Source organism: Streptomyces tropicalis (assembly GCF_029269835.1).
Classification (GTDB): domain Bacteria; phylum Actinomycetota; class Actinomycetes; order Streptomycetales; family Streptomycetaceae; genus Streptomyces; species Streptomyces tropicalis.
Map to the genome: position 1 here is coordinate 402510 of NZ_JARJBB010000005.1, position 21551 is coordinate 424060.

Annotated in this window: 19 protein-coding genes; 7 read left to right on the forward strand and 12 right to left on the reverse strand. The window is 75.1% G+C overall.

The window, feature by feature from the left end; genetic code table 11:
• Positions 1 to 68: 68 nt before the first annotated feature.
• The 3 genes from P3H78_RS13330 to P3H78_RS13340 form a co-directional block, all read right to left on the reverse strand.
• Complete coding sequence (locus P3H78_RS13330) at positions 69 to 3050, reverse strand: AAA family ATPase (protein ID WP_276109140.1); 2982 nt, start codon at positions 3048 to 3050, stop codon at positions 69 to 71.
• Positions 3047 to 4210: an exonuclease SbcCD subunit D gene (locus P3H78_RS13335; RefSeq protein ID WP_276109141.1), complete on the reverse strand. Its 1164-nt coding sequence runs from the start codon at positions 4208 to 4210 to the stop codon at positions 3047 to 3049. The genes P3H78_RS13330 and P3H78_RS13335 overlap by 4 nt, the downstream gene beginning before the upstream one ends.
• A 158-nt stretch (positions 4211 to 4368) precedes the next feature.
• The gene (locus P3H78_RS13340; protein ID WP_276109142.1) at positions 4369 to 4995 is read right to left on the reverse strand and encodes a YigZ family protein; all 627 of its coding nucleotides are present in this window, start codon (positions 4993 to 4995) and stop codon (positions 4369 to 4371) included.
• Positions 4996 to 5142: 147 nt separating this feature from the next.
• Between P3H78_RS13340 and P3H78_RS13345 the strand changes: the two genes are divergently transcribed.
• A complete protein-coding gene (locus P3H78_RS13345) occupies positions 5143 to 7134 on the forward strand; it encodes an APC family permease (RefSeq protein ID WP_276109143.1) in 1992 nt (663 codons plus the stop codon).
• 27 nt (positions 7135 to 7161) lie between these two features.
• On the opposite strand, the gene P3H78_RS13350 is transcribed toward P3H78_RS13345, so the two are convergent.
• Together P3H78_RS13350 and P3H78_RS13355 are read right to left on the reverse strand one after the other, a co-directional pair.
• Positions 7162 to 7707, reverse strand: coding sequence for a SixA phosphatase family protein (locus P3H78_RS13350; RefSeq protein WP_276109144.1), 546 nt, complete (start codon positions 7705 to 7707; stop codon positions 7162 to 7164).
• Positions 7704 to 8432, reverse strand: coding sequence for a hypothetical protein (locus tag P3H78_RS13355; protein ID WP_276109145.1), 729 nt, complete (start codon positions 8430 to 8432; stop codon positions 7704 to 7706). Before P3H78_RS13355 ends, P3H78_RS13350 begins: the two co-directional genes overlap by 4 nt.
• A 169-nt stretch (positions 8433 to 8601) precedes the next feature.
• Here P3H78_RS13355 and P3H78_RS13360 point away from each other — a divergent pair, with 169 nt between their 5' ends.
• The 3 genes from P3H78_RS13360 to P3H78_RS13370 all read left to right on the forward strand — a co-directional run bounded on the left by P3H78_RS13360 (position 8602) and on the right by P3H78_RS13370 (position 12150).
• On the forward strand, positions 8602 to 9009 hold the full coding sequence (locus tag P3H78_RS13360) for a CoA-binding protein (RefSeq protein WP_276109234.1): 408 nt from the start codon (positions 8602 to 8604) through the stop codon (positions 9007 to 9009).
• A 202-nt stretch (positions 9010 to 9211) separates the two neighbouring features.
• Entirely contained in the window at positions 9212 to 10849 is a 1638-nt protein-coding gene (locus P3H78_RS13365; protein ID WP_276109146.1) for an APC family permease, read from the forward strand.
• Between the two features lie 77 nt (positions 10850 to 10926).
• Positions 10927 to 12150: a 4-hydroxybenzoate 3-monooxygenase gene (locus P3H78_RS13370; protein WP_276109147.1), complete on the forward strand. Its 1224-nt coding sequence runs from the start codon at positions 10927 to 10929 to the stop codon at positions 12148 to 12150.
• 89 nt (positions 12151 to 12239) lie between these two features.
• On the opposite strand, the gene P3H78_RS13375 is transcribed toward P3H78_RS13370, so the two are convergent.
• Positions 12240 to 12599: an ArsR/SmtB family transcription factor gene (locus tag P3H78_RS13375; protein WP_276109148.1), complete on the reverse strand. Its 360-nt coding sequence runs from the start codon at positions 12597 to 12599 to the stop codon at positions 12240 to 12242.
• A gap of 62 nt (positions 12600 to 12661) precedes the next feature.
• Between P3H78_RS13375 and P3H78_RS13380 the strand changes: the two genes are divergently transcribed.
• Positions 12662 to 13780, forward strand: a complete 1119-nt coding sequence (locus P3H78_RS13380) for a cation diffusion facilitator family transporter (RefSeq protein WP_276109149.1) — start codon at positions 12662 to 12664, stop codon at positions 13778 to 13780.
• A 30-nt stretch (positions 13781 to 13810) separates the two neighbouring features.
• On the opposite strand, the gene P3H78_RS13385 is transcribed toward P3H78_RS13380, so the two are convergent.
• The gene (locus P3H78_RS13385) at positions 13811 to 14365 is read right to left on the reverse strand and encodes a YbaK/EbsC family protein (RefSeq protein ID WP_276109150.1); all 555 of its coding nucleotides are present in this window, start codon (positions 14363 to 14365) and stop codon (positions 13811 to 13813) included.
• Between the two features lie 42 nt (positions 14366 to 14407).
• Positions 14408 to 14980 (reverse strand): helix-turn-helix domain-containing protein, encoded by a 573-nt coding sequence (locus tag P3H78_RS13390; protein ID WP_276109151.1) that lies wholly within the window; start codon positions 14978 to 14980, stop codon positions 14408 to 14410.
• 92 nt (positions 14981 to 15072) lie between these two features.
• Here P3H78_RS13390 and P3H78_RS13395 point away from each other — a divergent pair, with 92 nt between their 5' ends.
• The gene (locus tag P3H78_RS13395) at positions 15073 to 15930 is read left to right on the forward strand and encodes an EamA family transporter (RefSeq protein WP_276109152.1); all 858 of its coding nucleotides are present in this window, start codon (positions 15073 to 15075) and stop codon (positions 15928 to 15930) included.
• A gap of 50 nt (positions 15931 to 15980) precedes the next feature.
• Here P3H78_RS13395 and P3H78_RS13400 read toward each other — a convergent pair whose 3' ends face one another.
• Positions 15981 to 16802, reverse strand: a complete 822-nt coding sequence (locus P3H78_RS13400; protein WP_276109153.1) for an acyltransferase — start codon at positions 16800 to 16802, stop codon at positions 15981 to 15983.
• Between the two features lie 112 nt (positions 16803 to 16914).
• On the opposite strand from P3H78_RS13400, the gene P3H78_RS13405 reads away from it, so the two are divergent.
• The gene (locus tag P3H78_RS13405) at positions 16915 to 17445 is read left to right on the forward strand and encodes a gamma carbonic anhydrase family protein (RefSeq protein ID WP_276109154.1); all 531 of its coding nucleotides are present in this window, start codon (positions 16915 to 16917) and stop codon (positions 17443 to 17445) included.
• 32 nt (positions 17446 to 17477) lie between these two features.
• Here the strand turns inward: P3H78_RS13405 and P3H78_RS13410 are convergent, their stop codons facing one another.
• From P3H78_RS13410 to P3H78_RS13420, 3 genes are all read right to left on the reverse strand, one after another.
• Positions 17478 to 18131, reverse strand: coding sequence for a DedA family protein (locus P3H78_RS13410; protein ID WP_276109235.1), 654 nt, complete (start codon positions 18129 to 18131; stop codon positions 17478 to 17480).
• A 392-nt stretch (positions 18132 to 18523) separates the two neighbouring features.
• Complete coding sequence (locus P3H78_RS13415; protein ID WP_276109155.1) at positions 18524 to 20521, reverse strand: hydrolase; 1998 nt, start codon at positions 20519 to 20521, stop codon at positions 18524 to 18526.
• A 532-nt stretch (positions 20522 to 21053) separates the two neighbouring features.
• Complete coding sequence (locus P3H78_RS13420; RefSeq protein ID WP_276109236.1) at positions 21054 to 21491, reverse strand: DUF4442 domain-containing protein; 438 nt, start codon at positions 21489 to 21491, stop codon at positions 21054 to 21056.
• Between the last annotated feature and the right edge of the window lie 60 nt (positions 21492 to 21551).

The window sequence follows — 21551 nt, forward strand, 5'->3', positions numbered from 1 at the left end:
CGCCGTGGCCGCCCTTCGGGCGAGGCCGATCCTTCTGTCTGCCTCGGCGCCGCCCCCGCGAAGCCGCGTCAGACACCCCGCTGCCGCAGCGTCGACCCCGCTCTCCCCTTCACGACCTCCAGTTGTGCGTGGATGCGGCGGCGCAGGTCGGCGACGTGGCTGACGATGCCGACGCTGCGGTCGCGTTCGCGCAGGGAGTCGAGGACGTCGAGGACCTCGTCGAGGGTCTGGTCGTCGAGGCTGCCGAAGCCCTCGTCGATGAAGAGGGTGTCCAGTCCCGCTCCCCCGCTCTCGTCGGTGACGACGTCGGCGAGGCCGAGGGCGAGGGCGAGGGAGGCGAAGAACGTCTCGCCACCGGAGAGCGTCGCGGTGTCCCGCTCCCGGCCGGTCCAGGCGTCGACGACGTGGAGTCCGAGTCCGCTGCGGCCGCGTCCGGTCCGGTCGTCGGAGTGGACCAGGGTGTAGCGGCCGGAGGACATGCGCTGCAGCCGTACGCTCGCGGCGGCGGCCACCTGCTCCAGGCGCGCGGCGAGGACGTAGGACTCCAGGCGCATTCTGCGCTCGTTGTCGGCGGCGGTGCCAGCGGCGAGGGAGGCGAGGCGGGCCACGCGGTCGTGTTCCTCGCGGAGCGGGCCCTGCCGGCGGGTCGCCTCGGCCGCCCGGGCGGAGAGCCGGTCGAGCGCGGTGCAGCGCCGGTCGGCGGCGTCCCGGGCGGAGGCCGCGTCGCGGGCGTGCCGGGCGGCCGCCGCCGCGGCGGCTTCGGCCGTGGCCGGGTCGGCGGGCGGCTGCGCGGCCGCGGCGGCGGTTTCGGCCTCCGCGAGCACGGTACGGACGGCGGTCTCCTCCGACTGCCAGGCGTCCAGGCGCCGTTGGAGCTCGCGGTGGGCGGTGTCGTCGAGAAGGGCGGCGGCGGCCTGCCGCGGGGTGTCGAAGCCGGCCCGGAAGGCGGCCTCGGCCAGCCGGCCGTCGGCGTCCTTGAGCCGCGCGGCGCTCTCCTCGGCGGCCCGTGCGGCGTCGGCCGCGTCGGTGAGCAGTGCCGTGGTCCGCTCCAGGTGGGCGGCGCGCGCCGCGACGGTGCCGGCGTCGCCGCGGGCCCGGGCGAGCTGCTCCTCGAGTGCGGTCTGCTCCCGGTCCAGGGCGTCGCGGCGGGTGTGCCGGGACGCCGCCCGGACCTCGGCGCGGCGGCGGTCGGCGAGGCGCCGCTCGTGCTCCTGCTCGGCGGCGCGCAGTTCCTCGCGGGCCGGGTGCAGCGCGGCGGCGTCCCGGCGGGCCGCGGTGCACAGCCGGTCCAGTTCGGCCGCCTCCTCGGCGAGCCGGTCGGTGGGGGCGTCGCCCGCCTCGGCGGTCGCGGCGGCGAGGGCTTCACGGACCGTGCCGAGGCGGCCCTCGTCCTCCGCGCGCTGCTCGTCGGCACGTTGGTGGGCGGCGAGGGCGCTCTCCTCCGCGTCGCGGTCGACGTGTCCTGCGGCCCGGCGGGCGGGGGCGGGGTGGTCGGCGGAGCCGCAGACGGCGCACGGGGCACCGTCGGTGAGGTGGGCGGCGAGTTCGGCGGCGATGCCGGCCAGCCGCTGCTCCTTCAGCTCCAGCCAGTGCCCCTTCGCCGCGAGCGCGTGCTCGCCGGACGCGCGGGCGCGGGCGTGCGCGTCGTCGGCGTCGCGGGTCAGCCGGTCGCGCCGCCGGGCGGCCGTCAGCCGCGCCTGCGCCGGTTCGCGGCGCGCGGCGAGCTGTTCGGCCCGGGCGGCCGCGTCCTGGGCGGACTCGATCCGCTCCTGCAGTCCGGCCCGGGTGGACTCCCAGCCGGCGAGCCAGGCTTCGGCCTCCTCGAGCGCCTCGGCGTCGGCGCGTTCCTGCCGGTCGGCGTCGGCCCGCTCGTCGTGGAGGCCGGCAAGGCGCTGTTCGGCGCGGCGGGCCGCGTCCAGTCCGCCGAGCTCCTCGGCGGCCCTGCGGGCGGCGGCGGCGAGGCCTGCGGCGCCCTCGCCGGCGTACCTCTCCGGGAGCAGGTCGCGCACCCGGGCCTCGGCGTCGGTCGCACGCCGGTGTGCGGTCTCGGCGCTGTCCCGCAGCTCCAGGGCCGGGGCCACGGTCTGGGCCTTGCGGCCCCGCTCCATCCGGGTCTCGTCCTCGCGGTGCGCACCGGCCCGCTCCGCCAGGCGTGCGGCGCGCTCCCGGGCCTCGGCGAACCGCCTTTGCAGCCGGACTCGTTCGCGGACGGACTCCAGACCGTGCTCGGCGTCCGCGTGCGCGCGCTCGGCGGTCTCCAGGCGGATGCGGGCGACGGCCAGCTGTTCGCGGGCGGTGCTGCGGGCGACAGCGGCGGCGGTGAGCACGGCGTCCGCCAGGCCCGGTTCGCCCGGTGTCAGGTCGGGCAGGTCCATGCCGCCGTCCGCGGCCTGCTGCATGCGGTGCGCATCGGCGAGCAGCGCGGCGTCCTCCTCGCGCACCCGGGCCTCGGTGGCGCGGCGGCGCTCGGCGAGGTGCTTCTCCACCTCGGCGAAGCGGTGGGTGTCGAAGAGCCGGCCGAGGAGCCGGCCGCGCGCCTCGGCGTCGGCGCGCAGGAAGCGGGCGAAGTCGCCCTGCGGCAGCAGGACGACCTGGCAGAACTGCTCGCGGCTCATCCCGAGCAGGTGGGTGATCTCCTCGCCGATCTCCTGGTGGGAGCGGCTGAGGTCCTTCCAGGTGCCGCTCGCCGGGTCGTGGGCGCGCAGCAGGCTGACGGCCTTCTCGACGGTCGTGCCGGTGCCGCGCTTCTTGGGGCGCTCCCAGGGCGGCCGCCGGGTCAGCTCCAGCCGGCGTCCGGCGACGGTCAGCTCGAGGACGACCTCGGTGGGGGTGGCCGGCGGGGCGTGGTCGCTGCGCAGGGTCATGCCCTGGCGGGCGCCCGGGACCGCGCCGTAGAGGGCGTAGCACACGGCGTCGAGCACGGAGGTCTTGCCGGCGCCGGTCGGTCCGTGCAGCAGGAAGAGGCCCGCGGCGGACAGGGCGTCGAAGTCCACGCTCCGGTGGTCGCCGAAGGGGCCGAAGGCGGTGATCTGCAGGCGGTGCAGTCTCAACGGGCCGCCTCCCGGACCGTGGCGCCCGCGCGCACCGCGTCGAACGCGTCGCGCAGTACGGCCCGTTCGTCCTCGGCGGGGCCGGCGCCGCGGACGTGCGCGACGAAGTCCTCGGCGATCTCCTGGTCGCTGCGGCCGGCGAGGCGGCGGGCGTAGGACACCTGCGGGTCCTGCGGGGCGCGCTCGGGGTCGAAGAGGAGGCTGAGGGTGTGCGGGAAACTCTCGGTGAGCCGGGCCATGGGGTCGGCCGGGCGCACCGGGTCGGTGAGGGTGGCCTCGACCCACGCGTCCTCGTGGGCGGCGAGGTCGGGTGCGGCGAGCAGGTCCTCCAGGCGGCCCCGGATGCGGGCGAGCGGGCGGGGGACGGGGCAGTCGACGCGTTCGGCGGTGACGGCGCCGTCGGCGCCGAGGTCCACCAGCCACATGCTCTTGCGGTGGGCTGCCTCGGAGAAGGAGTACGCCAGCGGGGAACCGGAGTAGCGCACGCGCTCGGTGATGGTCTGGCAGCCGTGGAGGTGGCCGAGGGCCGCGTAGTCGACGCCGTCGAAGACACCCGCGGGGACCGCGGCGACACCGCCGACGGTGATGTCGCGCTCGCTGTCGCTGGCCCGGCCGCCGGTGACGAAGGCGTGCGCGAGGACGACGGAGCGGGTGCCCGGCGGCCGGCCGGCGAGGTCGGCGCGGACCCGGTCCATGGCGGCGGCGAGCACGGTCTCGTGGGCGGGCTTGTCCACGCCGAACGCGTCCCTGACGAGGGCCGGTTCGAGATAGGGCAGTCCGTAGAGGGCCACGTCCCCGTGGGCGTCGCGCAGGACCACCGGGGCGGCGACCCCCGAGGGCTCGGTCCGCAGGTGTATCCCGGCGCGGTCGATGAGCCCTGCGCCGACGCCGAGGCGGCGGGCGGAGTCGTGGTTGCCGGAGATCATCACCGTGGGTACGCCGAGGCCGGCGAGGCGGTGCAGGGCGTCGTCGAAGAGCTCGACGGCGGCGAGCGGGGGCACCGCGCGGTCGTACACGTCCCCGGAGACGAGTACGGCGTCGACGGCGCGCTCACGCACGGTGGCGACGAGGTGCGCGATGAACTCGGCCTGGGCGCCGAGCAGGTCCACCCGGTGGAACGCCCGGCCCAGATGCCAGTCGGAAGTGTGCAGCAGCCTCATGATCCCCGAAGACTAACCGGCGGGTCCGACATCACGGGCGGTTGCTCCCGTATCGGCCGCCATACCGTGCCCCGTACGGCAATTGCGTCCGCTTCTGCCCGAAAAGTCACCCGCGCCGATCCCTCGACGCCCCGGGCCCGGCGCCCCCGCCCCGCGTGTCACACGTCGCCGTAGTCCTCGCCCCCCGGCTCGAAGCGGGCCGTGCCGGAGGTGGCGTCGGCGAGCCAGGCCCGGAAGGCGTCCACGTCGGCGTCGGGCAGGGCGATCTCCAGGGTGACCGCCTCGGCGTAGCGCACGTCGCGTACCGCGCGGCCGGTCGCGCGCAGGTCGTTCTCCAGCTTTCCGGCGCGCTGGTGGTCCACCGTGACCGTGGCCAGGCGGAAGCGGCGCCGGGTGCGGGTGCCGAGCGCGTCCAGCGCCTCGCCGACGGCCCCTCCGTAGGCGCGGATCAGCCCGCCGGCGCCGAGCTTGACGCCGCCGTAGTAGCGGGTGACGACGGCGACCGCGTAGCGCATGTCGCGGCGCAGCAGCATCTGGAGCATGGGCACACCGGCGGTGCCGCCCGGCTCGCCGTCGTCGCTCGCCCTCTGGACCGAGGCGTCGGCGCCGATCACGTAGGCCCAGCAGTTGTGGCTGGCGTCGGCGTGCTCCCTGCGGACCGAGGCGATGAAGTCCTGCGCCTCCTGCTCGGTGGCCGCCGGGGCGAGCGCGCACAGGAAGCGGGAGCGGTTGACCTCGGTCTCGTGCACGCCGGAGTGGGCGACGGTGCGGTACTCGTCCTGCATCCGGCCAGCCTATGCAACGGTCCGCGGACGGCCCGCCGCAGGTGCGGACGGCCGTCTGGTGGATACTCGCTGCGCGGGCCCGGCAGCGGGCATCATGCTGCGGGGCCGCCCGGCCCCGGGCCCCGAACGACCACAGGAGAGCACCGCATGACCGGCACCGAGGTCGGCAGCCAGGACGCCCCGGAGGCCGGCGCACCGCCGCCGGCCGCCGCGAGGGCCCGCTGGCGCGCCTGGCTCCTGGAGGGCCTGAGCGAGCAGACTGCCCGCCATCCCGGCCCGCACCGCACCCCGCACACCGGGCATGAGGGCCACCGGTGGTGGCGGGTGATGTGCCTGACCGGTGTGGACTACTTCTCCACCCTCGGCTACCAGCCCGGCATCGCCGCCCTGGCCGCCGGACTGCTCTCCCCGCTCGCCACGCTCGTCCTGATCGTGCTGACCCTCCTCGGCGCGCTGCCCGTGTACCGCCGGGTCGCGCGCGAGAGCCCGCACGGCGAGGGGTCGATCGCCATGCTGGAGCGGCTGCTGCCCTGGTGGGCGGGGAAGATCTTCGTCCTGGTGCTGCTGGGCTTCGCCGCCACCGACTTCATGATCACGATGACGCTGTCGGCCGCCGACGCCTCGGCGCACGTGGTGGAGAACCCGTTCGCCCCGCAGTCGATGCACGACTCCAACCTGTGGATCACGCTGTTCCTGCTCGCGGCGCTCGGTGCGATCTTCCTGAAGGGCTTCCGGGAGGCCATCGGCATCGCGGTGGCACTGGTGGGCACCTACCTGGCGCTCAACGTGGTGGTCCTGGCCGTCTCCGCGTGGGAGGTGCTCAGCCAACCGGTGCGGATCGGCGACTGGACCCATGCGCTGAGCGCGGGGCACTCCTCCCCGCTGGCGATGGTCGGCGTGGCGCTGCTCGTGTTCCCCAAGCTGGCCCTCGGCATGTCCGGATTCGAGACGGGCGTGGCGGTGATGCCGCAGATCGAGGGAGACCGGGACGACACCTACGACGAGCCCCGGGGCCGGATCCGGGACACCCGCAAGCTGCTCACCACGGCCGCCGTGATCATGAGCTGCCTGCTGATGCTGTCCAGCCTGGCCACCACCATCCTGATCCCGCAGGACGCCTTCGCGAACGGCGGCCCGGCCAACGGGCGCGCGCTGGCCTACCTGGCCCACCAGCACCTGGGCGAGGCGTTCGGCACCGTCTACGACGTCTCGACCATCGCGATCCTCTGGTTCGCCGGCGCGTCCGCCATGGCCGGTCTGCTCAACCTCGTCCCGCGGTACCTGCCGCGCTACGGCATGGCGCCGGAGTGGACCCGGGCGGTGCGGCCGCTGGTGCTGGTGTTCATGGCGGCGGCCGTCCTCATCACCTGCTGGTTCCACGCGAGCGTCGACGCGCAGAGCGGGGCGTACGCGACCGGTGTGCTGGTGCTGATGCTGTCCGCGTCGTTCGCGTCCACGGTCGCCGTGCGCCGCCGCGGCCACCGGGCCGCCGCCGTGGGCTTCGGGCTGATCACCGCGGTCTTCGGGTACACCCTGGTGGCCAACGTGGTGGAGCGGCCCGACGGCATCAAGATCGCCGCGATCTTCATCGTGGCGATCCTGGTGACCTCCTTCGGCTCGCGGGTGCACCGGGCCTTCGAACTGCGCGCCGCCGAGGTGGTCTTCGACGAGGCGGCGGAGCGGATCCTGGACGAGGCCGCCCGCAGCGGGCCGCTCCAGCTGATCGCCAACGAGCCGCAGGAGCACAGCAGCCGGGAGTACCGCGCCAAGGAGCGCGACCAGCAGGACCACACACCCATCCCGGACGGCACGCCGGTGCTGTTCCTGGAGGTCTTCGTGCGGGACTCCTCCGACTTCACCGCCGACATCGCCGTGCACGGCGACGAGAAGCACGGGGTGCGCCGGCTGCGGGCGCAGGGGCCGACGGTGCCGAACGCGATCGCGGCGATCCTGCTGGCCCTGCGCGACCGCACCGACCAGGTCCCGCACGTGTACTTCCACTGGACGGAGGGCGACCCGGTCAGCCATCTGATCCGGTTCCTGGTCTTCGGCGACGGGGAGGTCGCGCCGGTCACCCGCGAGGTGCTCCGCCGCGCCGAGCGGGAACCGTCCCGCCGCCCCCGGGTCCACGTGGGCTGAGCCGCGGCGACCGCCGCACAGGGCACGCTACGGCCGCGCGCCCCGGGGCACGGTCAGGTCGGTCAGAACGGCCGCGCCGGGTGCGAGATCGCGCCAGCGGGCGCCGTGCCAGGCCAGGACGGCGACGGCGGAGGTCGGGAACTTCGTCCGGAGCCGGTCCAGCGTGTCGTCGAGACCGTCCCCGGCCAGGTCCAGGACGAGTTGCTCCAGACCGGGGTTGTGGCCGACGAGGAGCACCGTGCCGGCCTCGGGGGGAGCCTCCCGCACGACCGCGAGCAGGGCCGGCGCGCCGGCCGCGTACAGGCGCGGGTCGAACCGCACCGGGGGCGGTGTGCCCCACTGCGCGGAGGCCAGGTCCCAGGTCTCGCGGGCGCGGCGGGCGGTGGAGCACAGCGCGACGTCGGGCAGGCAGTCGCCCTCGGCGAGCGCGCGTCCGGCGGCCGGTGCGTCCCGGCGGCCCCGCCCGGACAGCGGCCGCTCGTGGTCGGCGACGCCCTCGGGCCAGGCGGACTTGGCGTGCCGCAGCACCACCAGCCGGCGCAGCGGGCGGCCGTCCCCGCGGGCGTCGGTCACGACGCACCGCCCACGTCCCGGGCGAGGTCGAGGCCCAGCAGCCGGTCCGCGTAGGCGTACGTCTCGAACCGGGCGCCGTCCGGCAGGTCCGGTCGGGTCTCGACCCACTCCAGCACGCGCAGGACGGCCGGCACGTCGAGGTCGTCCTCCCAGGCGTCACGCAGCCGGCCGCGGACCTGCTCGGGAACGGGCCGCGACGGCCGCCGCGCCCAGTCGGCGACCGCGCCCCGCCACCGGGCGAGGGTGTGCCGGGCCGTCTCCAGTGCCTCGGCGTCCAGCCGCAGCGGCTGGGACCGGCCGCTGCCGAGCAGCGCGAGCCGCCACACGGCGGGGTCGCCGTCGAGGGCGGGGGCGACCGGCACGGCGGGGTCGACCGGCGCCACGGCGATCCGGACGGCGTCGGGCGTCCCGCCGTTCACGCCGACGACGTGGACGGCCTGGGCCTCGCCCAGCCCGGCGCCGAGGTCGCGGCTGTCCTCGAAGGGGCGGATGCCCAGGGACTCGGCGCCCGCCCGCAGTTCGGCCTGCTCGCGATCGCCGGTGAGCAGCGCCCAGACCGGGGTGCCGCCCATTTCCAGGGCGCGGACGAGGAGATCGGCCACGAGGAGGACCCGCAGTCCGGAGGCGTCGAAGCCCGACGCGTGGGCCACGATGCGGGTCAGCCCACGGCGGGCGGGGGCGGCCTCCACGGGCGCGCCGGTTCTGGCGTCGATGATGCGCAGCACGGCCCGAGCGTAGGGGTGCGGAGCGCCGCGCGCAGGCATGTGGCGCACCTTCCGGACAGGATGCCGTCCTCCGCCGTGCCGGCCGAGGCGGTCCGCGGGCGGGGAATCGGCCGGCGTGAGCCGCTGTTGGTCCCGTCGACAGATCTTCCCCGACGCCGAGGAGGCCGTGGTGCACGGCGACGCAGCGACGATCCGCAGGATCCTGACCGAGCTGGGCGACACCTGGGCGGTGGTGGGTCTGTCGTCGAACCGGAACCGGGCCGCGTACGGCGTCGCCGCGGTGCTGCAGCGGTTCGGCAAGCGGATCGTGCCGGTGCACCCGAAGGCGGAGACCGTGCACGGCGAGCCCGGCCACGCCCGGCTTGCGGACATCCCCTTCCCGGTGGACGTCGTCGACGTCTTCGTCAACGGCGAGCTGGCGGGGCCGGTGGCCGACGAGGCGGTCGCGGTGGGCGCCCGGGCGGTCTGGTTCCAGCTCGGCGTCGTCGACGACGCGGCGTTCGCGCGCGCCCGCGCGGCTGGACTCTACATGGTGATGGACCGTTGCCCGGCCGTCGAAATTCCGCGCCTGCGGTGACATGTGTCACGCTCTTCTGACAATCCGCAACTGAATAGAAACATTCTGCCGACCACGGCTGACCTGTGCAAAGAGCACGCAAAGGGAGTCCCATGCAAAGGGTCAAATCTCCGGCTGCGCTCTTCTGTTGCGGGCCCTCTATTCCTAGTCTGAGCCGCCATTGACGTTAATTCGGTGTTCAGACAATGAGAGGCCCCTTGACATGGTGAAAGTGGACCATGCAGCCCCCGCCGTCGCGCGGGACCAATCCGCCCTGCGACGGGACGTGGGGCTGATCGGACTGATGTGGGCCTCGGTCGGTTCCATCATCGGATCCGGCTGGCTCTACGGAGCCGAGAAGGCGGTCGTGCAGGCCGGCCCCGCAGCGATCATCTCGTGGCTGATCGGTACGGTGGCGATCGTGCTGCTGGCGCTCGTGCATGCCGAACTCGGCGGCATGTTCCCGGTGGCGGGCGGCACGGCCCGGTACCCGCACTACGCCTTCGGCGGCCTGGCCGGCATGTCCTTCGGCTGGTTCTCCTGGCTGCAGGCGGCGACCGTGGCCCCCATCGAGGTCGAGGCCATGATCGGCTACGCCGCTCACTGGGACTTCGCCAAGGGCTTCCAGCACGCCGACGGCACCCTGACCACCAGCGGCTTCTTCGTCGCCGTGGTGCTCATGGCCGTCTTCGTGGCGGTCAACTTCCTCGGTGTGCGCGTGCTCGCCCACACCAACAGCGCGGCCACCTGGTGGAAGATCGCCGTGCCGCTGGCCACGATCTTCATCGTGGCGGTGGGCAACTTCCACCCGCACAACTTCACCGCGCACGGCTTCGCCCCGTTCGGCGCCAAGGGCGTGCTCGGCGCCATCAGCTCCAGCGGCATCATCTTCGCCCTGCTGGGCTTCGAGCAGGCGATCCAGCTCGCGGGCGAGAGCCGCGACCCCAAGCGGGACCTGCCGCGCGCCACGCTCGGCTCGGTCGCCATCGGCGCGACCATCTACGTCCTGCTCCAGGTCGTGTTCATCGGCGCGCTGCCGCTCGGCTCCTTCGCGCACGGCTGGGACCATCTCAACTTCCCCGGCATCAGCGGCCCGTGGGCCGGTCTGGCGACCGTGGTCGGCCTCGGCTGGCTCAGCGTCGTGCTCTACCTGGACGCGGTCGTCTCCCCCGGCGGCACCGGCCTGATCTACACCACCGCCACCTCGCGCGTGTCCTACGGCCTGTCGAAGAACGGCTACGCGCCCAAGGTCTTCGCCAAGACCGACGCCCGGGGCGTGCCGTGGTTCGGCCTGATCATCTCCTTCGTGACCGGCATCGTCTGCTTCCTGCCGTTCCCGAGCTGGCAGGAGCTGGTCGGCTTCATCACCTCGGCGAGCGTCCTGATGTACGCCGGCGCGCCGCTGGCCTACGGCGTCTTCGCCGACCGCCTGCCGCACCACGAGCGCCCGTACCGCCTGCCTGCGGGCAAGGTCCTGGCCCCGCTGTCCTTCGTCGTGGCCAACCTGATCATCTACTGGGCCGGCTGGGACACCCTGTGGCGCCTCGGCGTGGCCATCGTCCTCGGCTACGTGCTGCTCGGCGCCTACGCCTGGTACGCCACGAGCAAGGGCATGCCGGACGCCCCGCGCATGGAGTTCAAGGCGGCGCAGTGGCTGCCGGGCTACCTGCTGGGCATGGGCCTGATCTCGTGGCAGGGCGGCTTCGGCGGCCAGGGCCACCTGGGCCTGTGGTGGGACATGCTGGTCGTCGCCGCCTTCTCGCTGGGCATCTACTACTGGGCCCGCGCCACCGCGTCCAGGACCGAGCAGATCGAGCGGAGCATCGACGAGGTCGTCGTCACCGACGCCCCCGCGCACTGACGCCACCCGATCCCCCGACGTGTCCCGTCGGCCGCGGCACCCCGCCGTGGTTGACGGGACACCGTCATAATGTTCGGGTGACGCACACCTCCCCCCACCCCGACTCCCCGTCCCCCGAGCACGTTCCGGTGGTCGTCGTCGGAGCCGGCCCCGCCGGGCTCACCGTCGGCAACATCCTGCGGGCCGCCTCCGTCGACTGCGTGGTCCTGGAAACCGAGACCCGGCAGTTCGTAGAACAGCGGCCGCGGGCCGGGGTCATCGAGGACGCGGTCGTCCGCGGACTGCAGGAACGCGGCCTGGCGGACGGCCTGCTGGCCGCGGCCCAGCGCCAGACCGCGTGCGAGTTCCGCTTCGACGGCCGCTCGCACCCCTTCCCCTACACCGAACTGACGGGCCGTCATCACTGGGTGTACCCGCAGCCGCTGCTGGTGACCGACCTGGTGCGCACCTACGCCGACGTGCGCGAGGGCGACATCCGCTTCGGCGTGAGCGACGTACAGGTCCACGACACGGACACCGACCGGCCCGCCGTGTCGTACCGATGCCCCACGACCGGTGAACGGCGGCTGATCCGCTGCGACTTCGTCGCCGGGTGCGACGGCGCCCGCGGGGTGAGCCGGTCGGCCCTGCCGCAGGAGCGCACCCGGATCGCCCGCCACGACTACGGCATCGGCTGGCTGGCGCTGCTCGCCGAGGCGCCGCCGACCTCCGACCGCGTGCTCTTCGGCGTCCACCCCGACGGCTTCGCCGGGCAGATGCCCCGCAGCCCCGAGGTGACCCGCTACTACCTCCAGTGCGCGCCGGGCGACGGCCCCGGGGACTGGCCGGACGACCGCGTCTGGGCGGAGCTGCACCGCCGGCTCGCGGCGGCGGACGCCCCGCCGCTGGTGGAGGGACCGCTGCTGGAGAAGCGTGTCCTCGACATGCACGACTACGTGGTCGAACCCATGGCGTCCGGGCGGCTGTTCCTGGCCGGGGAGGCCGCCCACCTCACCGCCCCGATCGCCGCGAAGGGCATGAACCTGGCACTGCACGACGCGTTCCTGCTCGGCGACGCGCTCGCCGCCCGTCTCGTCGAGGGCGACGACGCGGGCCTGGACGGCTACGCGGACGCCTGCCTGCGGCGGGTGTGGGACTACCAGGAGTTCTCGCAGTGGCTGTCCGACGTCTACCACGGCGCGGCGTCCGGCGACCCGTTCCGGGCGGGCACCACGCTGGCCCGGCTGCGCCGCCTGTTCACGTCCCCCGCCGCCGCGGCCGCCTTCGCGGAGCAGTACCTCGGCCTCGCCGAGTACGCCTGACCGCACCGCCGACCGGCCCCCGCGCACGCGGGGCGTCAGGCTTACGCGGGGCGTCAGTCGTACGCGGGACGCCGGACAGGTGCGAGGCGTCAGTCGTGCGCGGGACGGCCGGAGAGCCGGTGGTCCGCCACGCTGAGCGCCTCGTCCACCATCCGGCGCAGGTGGCCGTCGCGCAGGGCGTAGACCACGCGGCGGCCCTCCTTGCGGGTGGTCACCAGCCCGGCCAGCCGCAGGCGCGCCAGGTGCTGGCTGACCGCGGGCCGCGCCGCGCCGCACGCCCCGGTCAGCGTGGAGACGTCGGCCTCCCCGCCCGCCAGTGCGTGGAGCAGCGCCAGCCGGGTGCGGTCGCCGAGCAGGGCCAGGAGTTCGGCCGCGAGCGTGAACTGCTCCTCGCCCGGAGTGCGCGGATGCGCATGAGGTGCAGCTGACAGGTGCATGCGTGCGCTCATACGCACATAATGGCCTCGTGGACGCCGGGCGTCCACCTCCCGCGGCACGGAAGGGGACCCACGTGAACGAGCGGCACCACCACGAGCACGGGCAGGGGCACGGCCACGGACCCGGGCAGGGCCACAGCCAGAGCCACCCGCACGGATCGGGGCAGGAGCACGCGCGCGACCACGAACACGGCGGCCGGGCGTGGTCCACCCTGCGGCACCGCCTCGGGCATCTGCTCACCCCCCACTCCCACGAGAGCGCCGACCGGCTCGACCCCGCGCTGGAGTCGTCCGCCCAGGGCCTGCGCGCCCTGTGGGTCTCCCTCGCGGTGCTGGGCGCCACGGCCCTGGTGCAGGCGCTGGTGGTGGCCGTCTCCGGCTCCGTGGCCCTGCTCGGCGACACGGTGCACAACGCGGCGGACGCGCTGACCGCCGTGCCGCTCGGCGTCGCCTTCGTCCTCGGCCGCAGAGCGGCCACCCGCCGGTTCACCTACGGTCTGGGCCGGGCCGAGGACCTCGCGGGTCTGGTGGTCGTGCTGACGATCGCCGCGTCGGCCGCCTTCACCGCCTGGACGTCCGCGGAGCGGCTGCTGCATCCGCGCCCGGTCCAGGAGTGGCCCGCGGTGGCCGCGGCGGCCCTGGTCGGCTTCGCGGGCAACGAGTGGGTGGCCCGCCACCGGATCCGGGTCGGCCGGCGGATCGGCTCGGCCGCGCTGGTCGCCGACGGACTGCACGCCCGGACGGACGGCTTCACCTCGCTGGCCGTGCTGCTGGGCGCCGGCGGCTCGGCCCTCGGATGGCACCTCGCGGACCCCGTCGTGGGCCTGGCCATCACGGCCGCGATCGCGCTGGTCCTGCGGGACGCGGGGCGCGAGGTCCTGCGGCGCCTGCTGGACGCGGTCGACCCGGCTCTGGTGGACCGCGCCGAGGCAGCGCTCGCCGCGGTGCCCGGGGTCCGCGGGGTGGGCGAGCTGCGGCTGCGCTGGATCGGCCACCGGCTGCGGGCCGAGGTGGCGGTCGTCGTGGAGGGCGACCTGACGGTGCGCCGGGCGCACGAGGTGGCGGTCGACGCGGAGCACGCCCTGCTGCACGCGGTGCCGGGACTCACCGCGGCGCTGGTGCACGCCGATCCCGCGCCGGTGCCGGGAGCGGCCGACCCTCACCGGGCCCTGGCCCACCACGCGGCGGCCTGAGCGGCACCCCGGCGCGGGACCGGGCCGGGCTCAGACGCCGAGGCCGTCGACCACCTCGGCGCCCGGCAGCTCGGCGAGCGCCTTGCCGGGCACCAGCAGCTTGCCCCGCCGCCAGCCGCTGCCGACCAGGACGTACGGCAGGTCCACGACCGCCGGGTCCACGAGCAGCGGCCAGCCCGCGGGCAGTCCGATCGGCGTGATGCCGCCGTACTCCATGCCGGTCTCTCCGGTGGCCACGTCCGCCGCCGCGAAGGACGCCTTGCGGGCGTCGAGCCGGCGGCGCACGACACCGTTGACGTCGACGCGGGCGGTGGACGGCACCAGGCACGCGGCGAGGCGTGTCTCCTGGCCGCGCCGGCCCGCGACCACCACGCAGTTCGCCGACGTGTCCAGCAGGTCGCGGCCGTAGTGCTCGACGAAGACGGCGGTGTCGGCCCACCGCGGGTCGGTCTCGACGTAGACGATCCGCTCGGCGGGGACGCTGCCGCGCCAGCCGCGCAGGGCGTCGGCGACCGGGCCGACCAGGTCGTCGAGTCGGTCCGGGGCCGGTGCGGCGTGCTCGAAGTCTCCGATGGGTGCGCGCATGGGCGCACGCTAGCAGCGGGGCGGAGCGGCCGGGTCGGTGTCTCAGTGCACGGGCGGGACCGAGACGGCCATGACCATGTCCATCGGCACGGCGCCCTCGTTGCCGTACACGTGCGGGGTGTTGGCCTCGAAGGAGGCGCTGGCGCCGGCCGGTACGCGGTACGGCGCCCCGTCGACGGTGAGCGTCAGCTCCCCGGCCGTGACGTGGACCAGCTCGACGGTGCCGGCGGGGTGCGGGTCGGAGGGACTGGCCTCGCCCGGCATCAGGCGCCACTCCCACATCTCCAGCGGGCCGGGGGCCTCGACGCCGGCGAGCAGCCGGTTGTAGCTGCCGGCGTCGGTGTGCCACAGCCGGACGGCCTGGTCGGCGGGGACGACGCGGACCGTCGGGCCCTGCTCGTAGTCGAGCAGGGTGGTGATGCTGACGCCCAGGGCGTCGCCGATCTTGACGACCGTGCCGAGACTGGGGTTGGTGCGGGCCTGCTCGATCTGGATGAGCATGCCGCGGCTGACTCCGGCGCGGGCGGCGAGCGTGTCCAGGGTGAAGCCGCGCTCGGTGCGCCAGCGCTTGACGTTGCGCGCCAGGGACTGGGTCAGCAGGTCGAGGTCCGACACATTCCGTCCAATATTCTGAATGACAGAGTTCACTGGTTTGAACTACGGTGGGGTGCACCGGATCGTTCACCGAACTGTACTGCGAGGCCCCCGTGACAGCACTCTTCGCCCTGGCCACCAGCCTCTTGTGGGGCCTGGCCGACTTCGGCGGCGGGCTGCTCACCCGGCGCAGTCCCGCCCTCACGGTCGTGGTGGTCTCCCAGACCGTCGCGGCCGCCGTGCTGGGCGTGGTCGTGGCGGCCACCGACGGCTGGAGCGAGGCCGGGCCGCGGCTCTGGTTCGCGTTCGCCGCGGGCCTGGTCGGCCCGGTGGCGATGCTCTCCTTCTACAAGGCGCTGGCCCTCGGCCCGATGGGCGTGGTGTCGCCGCTCGCCACCCTGAGCGTCGCCGTGCCCGTGACCGTCGGCCTCACACTCGGCGAGCGCCCGGCTCTGCTCCAGGTCGCGGGCATCGCGGTCGCCGTCGCGGGCGTGGTGCTCGCGGGCGGGCCGCGGCTCGGCGGCGCGGCGGTGCAGCGGCAGGCGATCTGGCTGACCCTGGTGGCCGCACTCGGCTTCGGCACGGTCTTCGCCCTGATCGCCGAGGCGTCCACGACCGTGACCGGCCTGTTCCTGGCGCTCTTCGTGCAGCGGGTGACGAACGTGGCCGCGGGCGGGACGGCGCTGTACCTCTCCGCGCGGCGCGGCACGGCGGTGCTGCCGCGCGGCGGCTTCCCCTGGCGCTCGCTGCCGGCGCTCGCCTTCGTCGGGCTCGCCGACGTGGCCGCCAACGGCACGTACTCGGTCGCCGCCCACCACGGCCCGGTCACCGTGGCCGCGGTCCTCGCCTCCCTCTACCCGGTGGTGACCGCCCTCGCCGCGCGCGGGTTCCTCCGCGAGCGCCTGCGGGCGATCCAGGCGGCCGGTGCGGGTCTGGCCCTGCTGGGGACGCTGCTCCTGGCCACCGGTTGAGGACACCCCCGGCCACCGGCTGCGAATGGAACGGCCCACGGGCCCCGGGGTCAGACCTCGGGCTCCAGCTCCGCGAGCCGGGCGCCGGCCGCCCGCTCCGCCACCGCCGCGCCCGTCCCGTCGAGGGCGGCGAGCCGGGCCGCGCCCTCCTCGTCCAGTGCGGCAAGCGCCGACAGCTGCTCCGACGTGACCCCGTCCGGGATCGGCTGGGGGGCGGGCGTCCGCAGCGGCGGCTGCCATCCCTCGGCGGGCGTCCAGCGCCGCACGACGCGGGCGGGCGCCCCGGCGACCACCGCATGGTCGGGCACCGCGCCGCGCACCACCGCACCCGCCGCGACCACCACGTTCCGCCCGATCCGTGCGCCCGGCAGGATCACGGCGCCGGTGCCGATCCAGCAGCCGGGCCCGATCTCCACCGGCTCCATCCGCGGCCACTGCCGGCCGATCGGCTCGTGCGGGTCGTCGTAGGAGTGGTTCGTCGAGGTGACGTACACGTACGGCCCGAAGTAGCAGTCGTTGCCGATGCTGACGGCCGTGTCGGCGATCACGTGGCTGCCGCGGCCCAGGACCACGCCGTCGCCGATGCGCAGGATGGGGTCCGGGCCGAGGTCCAGGTCGGGCATCAGGCCGGCGGTCAGGGTCACCTGCTCGGCCACGATGCAGTAGGACCCGAGGTGGATCCAGGGTTCGCCGAAGACGGTGCCGAGCGGGAAGGCGAGTCTGGTGCCCTCACCCATCGATCCGAAGCGGAACCGTCCCGGGTGCTCGTCCGACACCGAGCCCGCCCGCTGCACCCAGGCCCAGCCCGCGTGGACGGCGCGCTGGGCGAGACGACGCCGCCATGACGAGAACGCGTTCTTGCTCTTGGGCACCCGCTCACGGTACTCAGCGGGGGCGCGGCCCGGCCTCCGGGAGCCCTGTGATCTTCGCCCTACCGGATGACGTAGCGTTCGGAGGCGGTACCCGCAGCGGGAGGAGACGAGGATGACGCACCACCAGGCCCTGATCACGGGCATCGGCGGCCGGGAGCCGCGCGTGGACCCGGAGGCGTTCGTGGCGCCGACGGCCACGGTCGTCGGGGACGTGGCGCTCGCCGCGGGCGCGAGCGTCTGGTACGGCGCGGTGCTGCGCGGTGACGTGGAACGGATCGCGGTGGGCGCGAGCAGCAACGTGCAGGACAACTGCACGCTGCACGCGGACCCGGGTTTCCCCGTCTCCGTGGGCGAGCGGGTCTCCATCGGCCACAACGCCGTCGTGCACGGTGCGACGGTGGAGGACGACTGCCTGGTCGGCATGGGCGCGACGGTGCTCAACGGCGCGGTGATCGGCGCCGGCTCGCTGGTCGCCGCCCAGGCGCTGGTGCCGCAGGGCATGCAGGTGCCGCCGGGTTCGCTGGTCGCGGGCGTGCCGGCCCGGGTGCGGCGCGAACTGACCGAGGAGGAGCGCCGGGGGATCACGCTCAACGGCACGATGTACGCGGACCTGGCGACGGCGCACCGGGACGTGCACGCGTAGGGTTCCGGCCCCCGCGGGGACGGTGGGGCCCGTCAGTCCCGGACGGGGACGGGCTCGGCCGCCTCGGTCTCCCGCGGGACGGTCTGCTCCTTCTTCGCCCTGCGCTTGAGGACCAGCATCGACACCAGCCCGATCAGCACGGCGGCCACCAGGCCGAGCCAGGAGAACTTCTTCAGCCAGGACTCGGCGACGATCCCGACGTAGTAGACGACGGCGGTGGTGCCGCCCGCCCAGCAGATGCCGCCGAGCACGTTGGCGACGAGGAACTTCCAGTACGGCATGCGCAGCACGCCCGCGAGGGGCCCGGCGAAGATCCGCAGCAGGGCGACGAAGCGGCCGAAGAAGACGGCCCACATGCCCCACCTCTCGAAGGACCGCTCGGCCGTGGCCACGTGCCCCTCGCTGAAGTGGCTCGGGAACCGCCGCCCGAGCCAGGCGAGCAGCGGCCGGCCACCCCTGCGGCCGATGGCGTAGCCGATCGAGTCGCCGACGACCGCGCCCGCGGTGGCGCAGGCGCCGAGGACGACGGGGTCGATCGCGGAGTGCTGGGAGGACATCAGCGCGGCGGAGACCAGGACGATCTCGCCCGGCAGCGGGATGCCCAGGCTCTCCAGACCGATGACCAGGGCCACCATCGCGTAGACGGCGACCGCGGGTACGGAGTCGAGCCATTCCTGGACGTGCACCGCCGGTTCCTCCCCGAGTTCGCGTCCGTACGTACCGGTGGACACGCTCGGCGCGCCCCCGGGAAGCGTACCTGCTCGCCCCGGAGCGGGGCCCGGCCGACGACGCCCCGGGGCACCCGGGCGACGGGTTCCGGCCGGGAGGCGGGCGCCCGGCACGGGATGCCTCGCTCCCACCGAGGTGGACGTCCGGCCCGGAGTCTCACGGCCCACGCACCACGCCGGCGGTTCGGTGTCCTGCCCCGTGGCCACGCGCCCGGCGCTCGGCCGGTCACCGGCCCGGGTTCGATGCGCCCCCGGGCCGATCTACCGCCGGACCGGGACCCGTGGGCCCGCGCCCGGCAGGCGTACCACCGCACTCCTCGCCGGTCCCGCCCCCGGATCGCATGACCGGCTCACCGTCCGCACCGGATCAGCCGGTCCCGGTCGGCGACCGTCTCGTGCCGCAGCCGGGCGGCGGGGGTCCGCGGCCGGGCCACGGGTCTCCCGGCCGTCCGAAGGCCACCGCCGGGGCCCGCGGCGGAGGGGGACGGTGCTCCGTGCGCCGCGACGGGCGCACCCGGCCGGGGCGCCGACGCCCCGGACCCACGGTGCGGGGCCCGCCCGTCCGGTACGGCACCGTTGTCCGAGGCCGGTACGACACCGTTGTCCGCGGCCCGCCCGACACCGTTGTCCGCGGACGGTACGGCTCCGGCGCCCGTGCCGGACGGCAGGGCCGCCGCGCGCCGCTCCCCCGTGGCAGCGCGCGGCGGACGCCCACCGGCGGCGGTGTCCGCCGGGCGCGACCGGACGACGGCGCCCGCCCCCCGAGCGGCGGCCGCGAGGGCGCCGTCCCGCGCGCCGAGCGCACGGGCGCAGGACGGGCCCGCCCCCGCGGCGGTCCGGACGGCACCGTCGGACGGACCGCGCGCGACGCCCGCAGTGCGGGCTCCTGCCCGGCCGGGCAGGAGCCCGCCGCGAGCGGAGGGGCTGTGGAGGACCACGGTGCCACCCGGCCGGACCGCGCAGCCGGAGCCCCGGGCGGCGAGGCGGATCAGCCGGACCGCCCGGCCCACGGCGGACTCCACCGTGTGGGCGAGGAACCGGCCGTCGCCCCGGGGCGACGGCGGCCGCGTCGGCGCGGATGCGCAACGGGCGGCCGCGGCGCCGACCGTGGCGGAGCGGTGGTCGTCACGCGTCTCGTAGGCGTCGCGGCGCCCGGAGCAGGGCTCCGCCGGGCCGTACTGGCCGGTGCGGGCGGAACGGTCCGCACCCGGGTCCGGCGCCGCCGCGCCGCGGCCGGTCCGGACGTTCCCGGCGATCGCGGCGGTGCGCGCGCCCGACTGGGCCGCGCGGACGGGTGCCGGGGATCCGTTGGACGCGGCGGACGGCGTCCCCGCCTCCCCCGTGCCCGCGTCGCGGCCGCCCACCGCGCCCCAGATGACGGGCCTGCCCGGGACACCGCGCCCGTCGGTCCAGCCCTTGACGGCCAGGACCGTGGCGAGCAGGGCCAGCGACGCGAGGCCGACCCCTACGACCAGGGCCGTCCGGTGCCGGCGCACCGGTCCGCCGCCCCCGGCCACGGCACCGCGGTGCCGTCCGCCGGGACCGGCGGCGGAGCGGAGCCGCACGGCGGACCGTGGGCGCGGCCGCGGGGGGACGGTCCGCAGGACGCGGGAGCCGAGGTAGCGGCGGGCGCCCCAGCCGAGCACGGTCTCGGCGAGCAGCAGCGGCAGGCCGTCGTCGAGGAGCCCGAACTGCTCGTCGGCGAGCCGGCAGTGGCGGCATTCCCGCACATGCCGCCGGACGTCGGGCCGTGGAGCGCCGGCCCGAAGGGACGGGACGGCGAGGATCGCGTTGTAGAAACGGCATTCACGGGTGGGCGCGAGTTGCCGGTGGGCGCGGACGCAGCCCGCCCGGAATTGCTCGCGCGCCTGCTCCAGCGCGACCGCGGCGGTATCCGCGTCCAGGGCGAGCAGCCCGGCCGGTATGGTTATGGGTTCGGCCTCGACCTCCGCGTGCCACAACAGGCATTGGGCGGAACCGGGAAGGGACTGGAAAGACCATTCCGCGAGTTGCCGCTTTTCGGAGGACACCGCACGCACCGCTCGGAGTCCGCGGCCGCCCGCCGGCCTGCGCAGTTCCGGGAGGACGACGCACGCGGCCTCGTCGGCGGCCCAGTCCCGGACCGTGTCCCGGACGGCGACGAGGAGTTGGGGCCGCAGGGCGCCGCCGGCCGCTCCTCCGCCCAGTCTCCGCAGCACCCGGTGGAATGCGGCGGTCGCCACCATAGAGGCCGAACCGCCCGCTCCGGCAAGGCAGACGGCGGCGTAGTCGTAGCTCGCGCGCCAGTGCCGGGAGAGCAGCAGGGCGACGGCGTGGTGGCCGCCGTCGGGGTCGCGCAGCCGGGCCACGAGTGCACGGTCCGACTCCTCCGGGGCGGCTCCTTGGCGGGGTGGTCGGGGAGGGCGTGGGGGGTGGGGGGTTGGCACGGAGATCTTTCCTTCCACGGTGCCGGACCGCATCCGCAGTCGTCCGGGGAAGCGCGTGCCCTCGGGTGCACACCCGTGGGCGCACCCCCGTTGGTGCAATCCTTTCGGCGCGGACCTGTGGGTGCGAGGGCGGTAGCAAATGCCGTGCAGGCCACCGCCTTTACCCCACAGGGAGGCTCACCTTGGCACACGTTACCGACCGGAAACAAGAAGTCGGAAAGGACGGTGCGGCAGATCGGTGAAAGGACACGGGGGTTACCGCGGGTATCCACATGCGTATCCCCACGCAAAGCCGAAAGGAATACTCGCACGGACCTCAATTCGCTCCGGATCAGGGGCAAACGGGACACCTCGCCACGGTTCACGCACCCCGACCCCCGGACCCCCCTCCGGGAACGACGAGGCCCCGGACGGGAGTCGCCTCCCGGCCGGGGCCTGCGTCCGCGGACTGCGCTCAGCCGTTGGGCCGCAGCGTCCACACGACGGTCATCTCACCCGTCACGGCACCGTCCGCGCGGCGGATCTCGACGGAGACCGGGAACTCGGGCCGCTGCCCGGCGTCCAGTTCGGCGACGACCTCGGCGGCCGGGCGGCCCAGGGTCGCGGTGGCGGTCACGGCGCCCATCGCCAGCTTCCGGTAGCCGATCTCCGCCCGCACGGCGAGCGGTACGGCGCGGGACAGCTGCTCACCGAACGCGGCCAGCACGATCGCGCCACTGGCGGACTCCCCGAGCGTGAACATGGCGCCGGCGTGCGGCCCGCCCACGTGGTTGTGGTATTCGCTCTGGTCCGGGAGGGCGACCACGGCCTTCTCCGGAGTGGTCTCCAGGAACTCCAGGTTCAGCGTCCTGACCATCGGGACCGTGGCGGCGAGCATCTCGCCGATCGACATCTGGTGTGCGCTCATGCCCGACATGTTACTCACGAGTAGGACGCGCTGACCAGAGCGTCC

Bases quoted from the DNA above. Each gene is read 5' to 3' on its own strand.
- P3H78_RS13345 (WP_276109143.1), top strand. From the start codon at position 5,143: ATGACCGGCACCGAGGTCGGCAGCCAGGACGCCCCGGAGGCCGGCGCA.
- P3H78_RS13335 (WP_276109141.1), bottom strand. From the start codon at position 4,210: ATGAGGCTGCTGCACACTTCCGACTGGCATCTGGGCCGGGCGTTCCAC.
- P3H78_RS13375 (WP_276109148.1), bottom strand. From the start codon at position 12,599: ATGAGCGCACGCATGCACCTGTCAGCTGCACCTCATGCGCATCCGCGC.
- P3H78_RS13385 (WP_276109150.1), bottom strand. From the start codon at position 14,365: ATGCGCGCACCCATCGGAGACTTCGAGCACGCCGCACCGGCCCCGGAC.
- P3H78_RS13340 (WP_276109142.1), bottom strand. From the start codon at position 4,995: ATGCAGGACGAGTACCGCACCGTCGCCCACTCCGGCGTGCACGAGACC.
- P3H78_RS13420 (WP_276109236.1), bottom strand. From the start codon at position 21,491: ATGTCGATCGGCGAGATGCTCGCCGCCACGGTCCCGATGGTCAGGACG.
- P3H78_RS13365 (WP_276109146.1), top strand. From the start codon at position 9,212: ATGGTGAAAGTGGACCATGCAGCCCCCGCCGTCGCGCGGGACCAATCC.
- P3H78_RS13405 (WP_276109154.1), top strand. From the start codon at position 16,915: ATGACGCACCACCAGGCCCTGATCACGGGCATCGGCGGCCGGGAGCCG.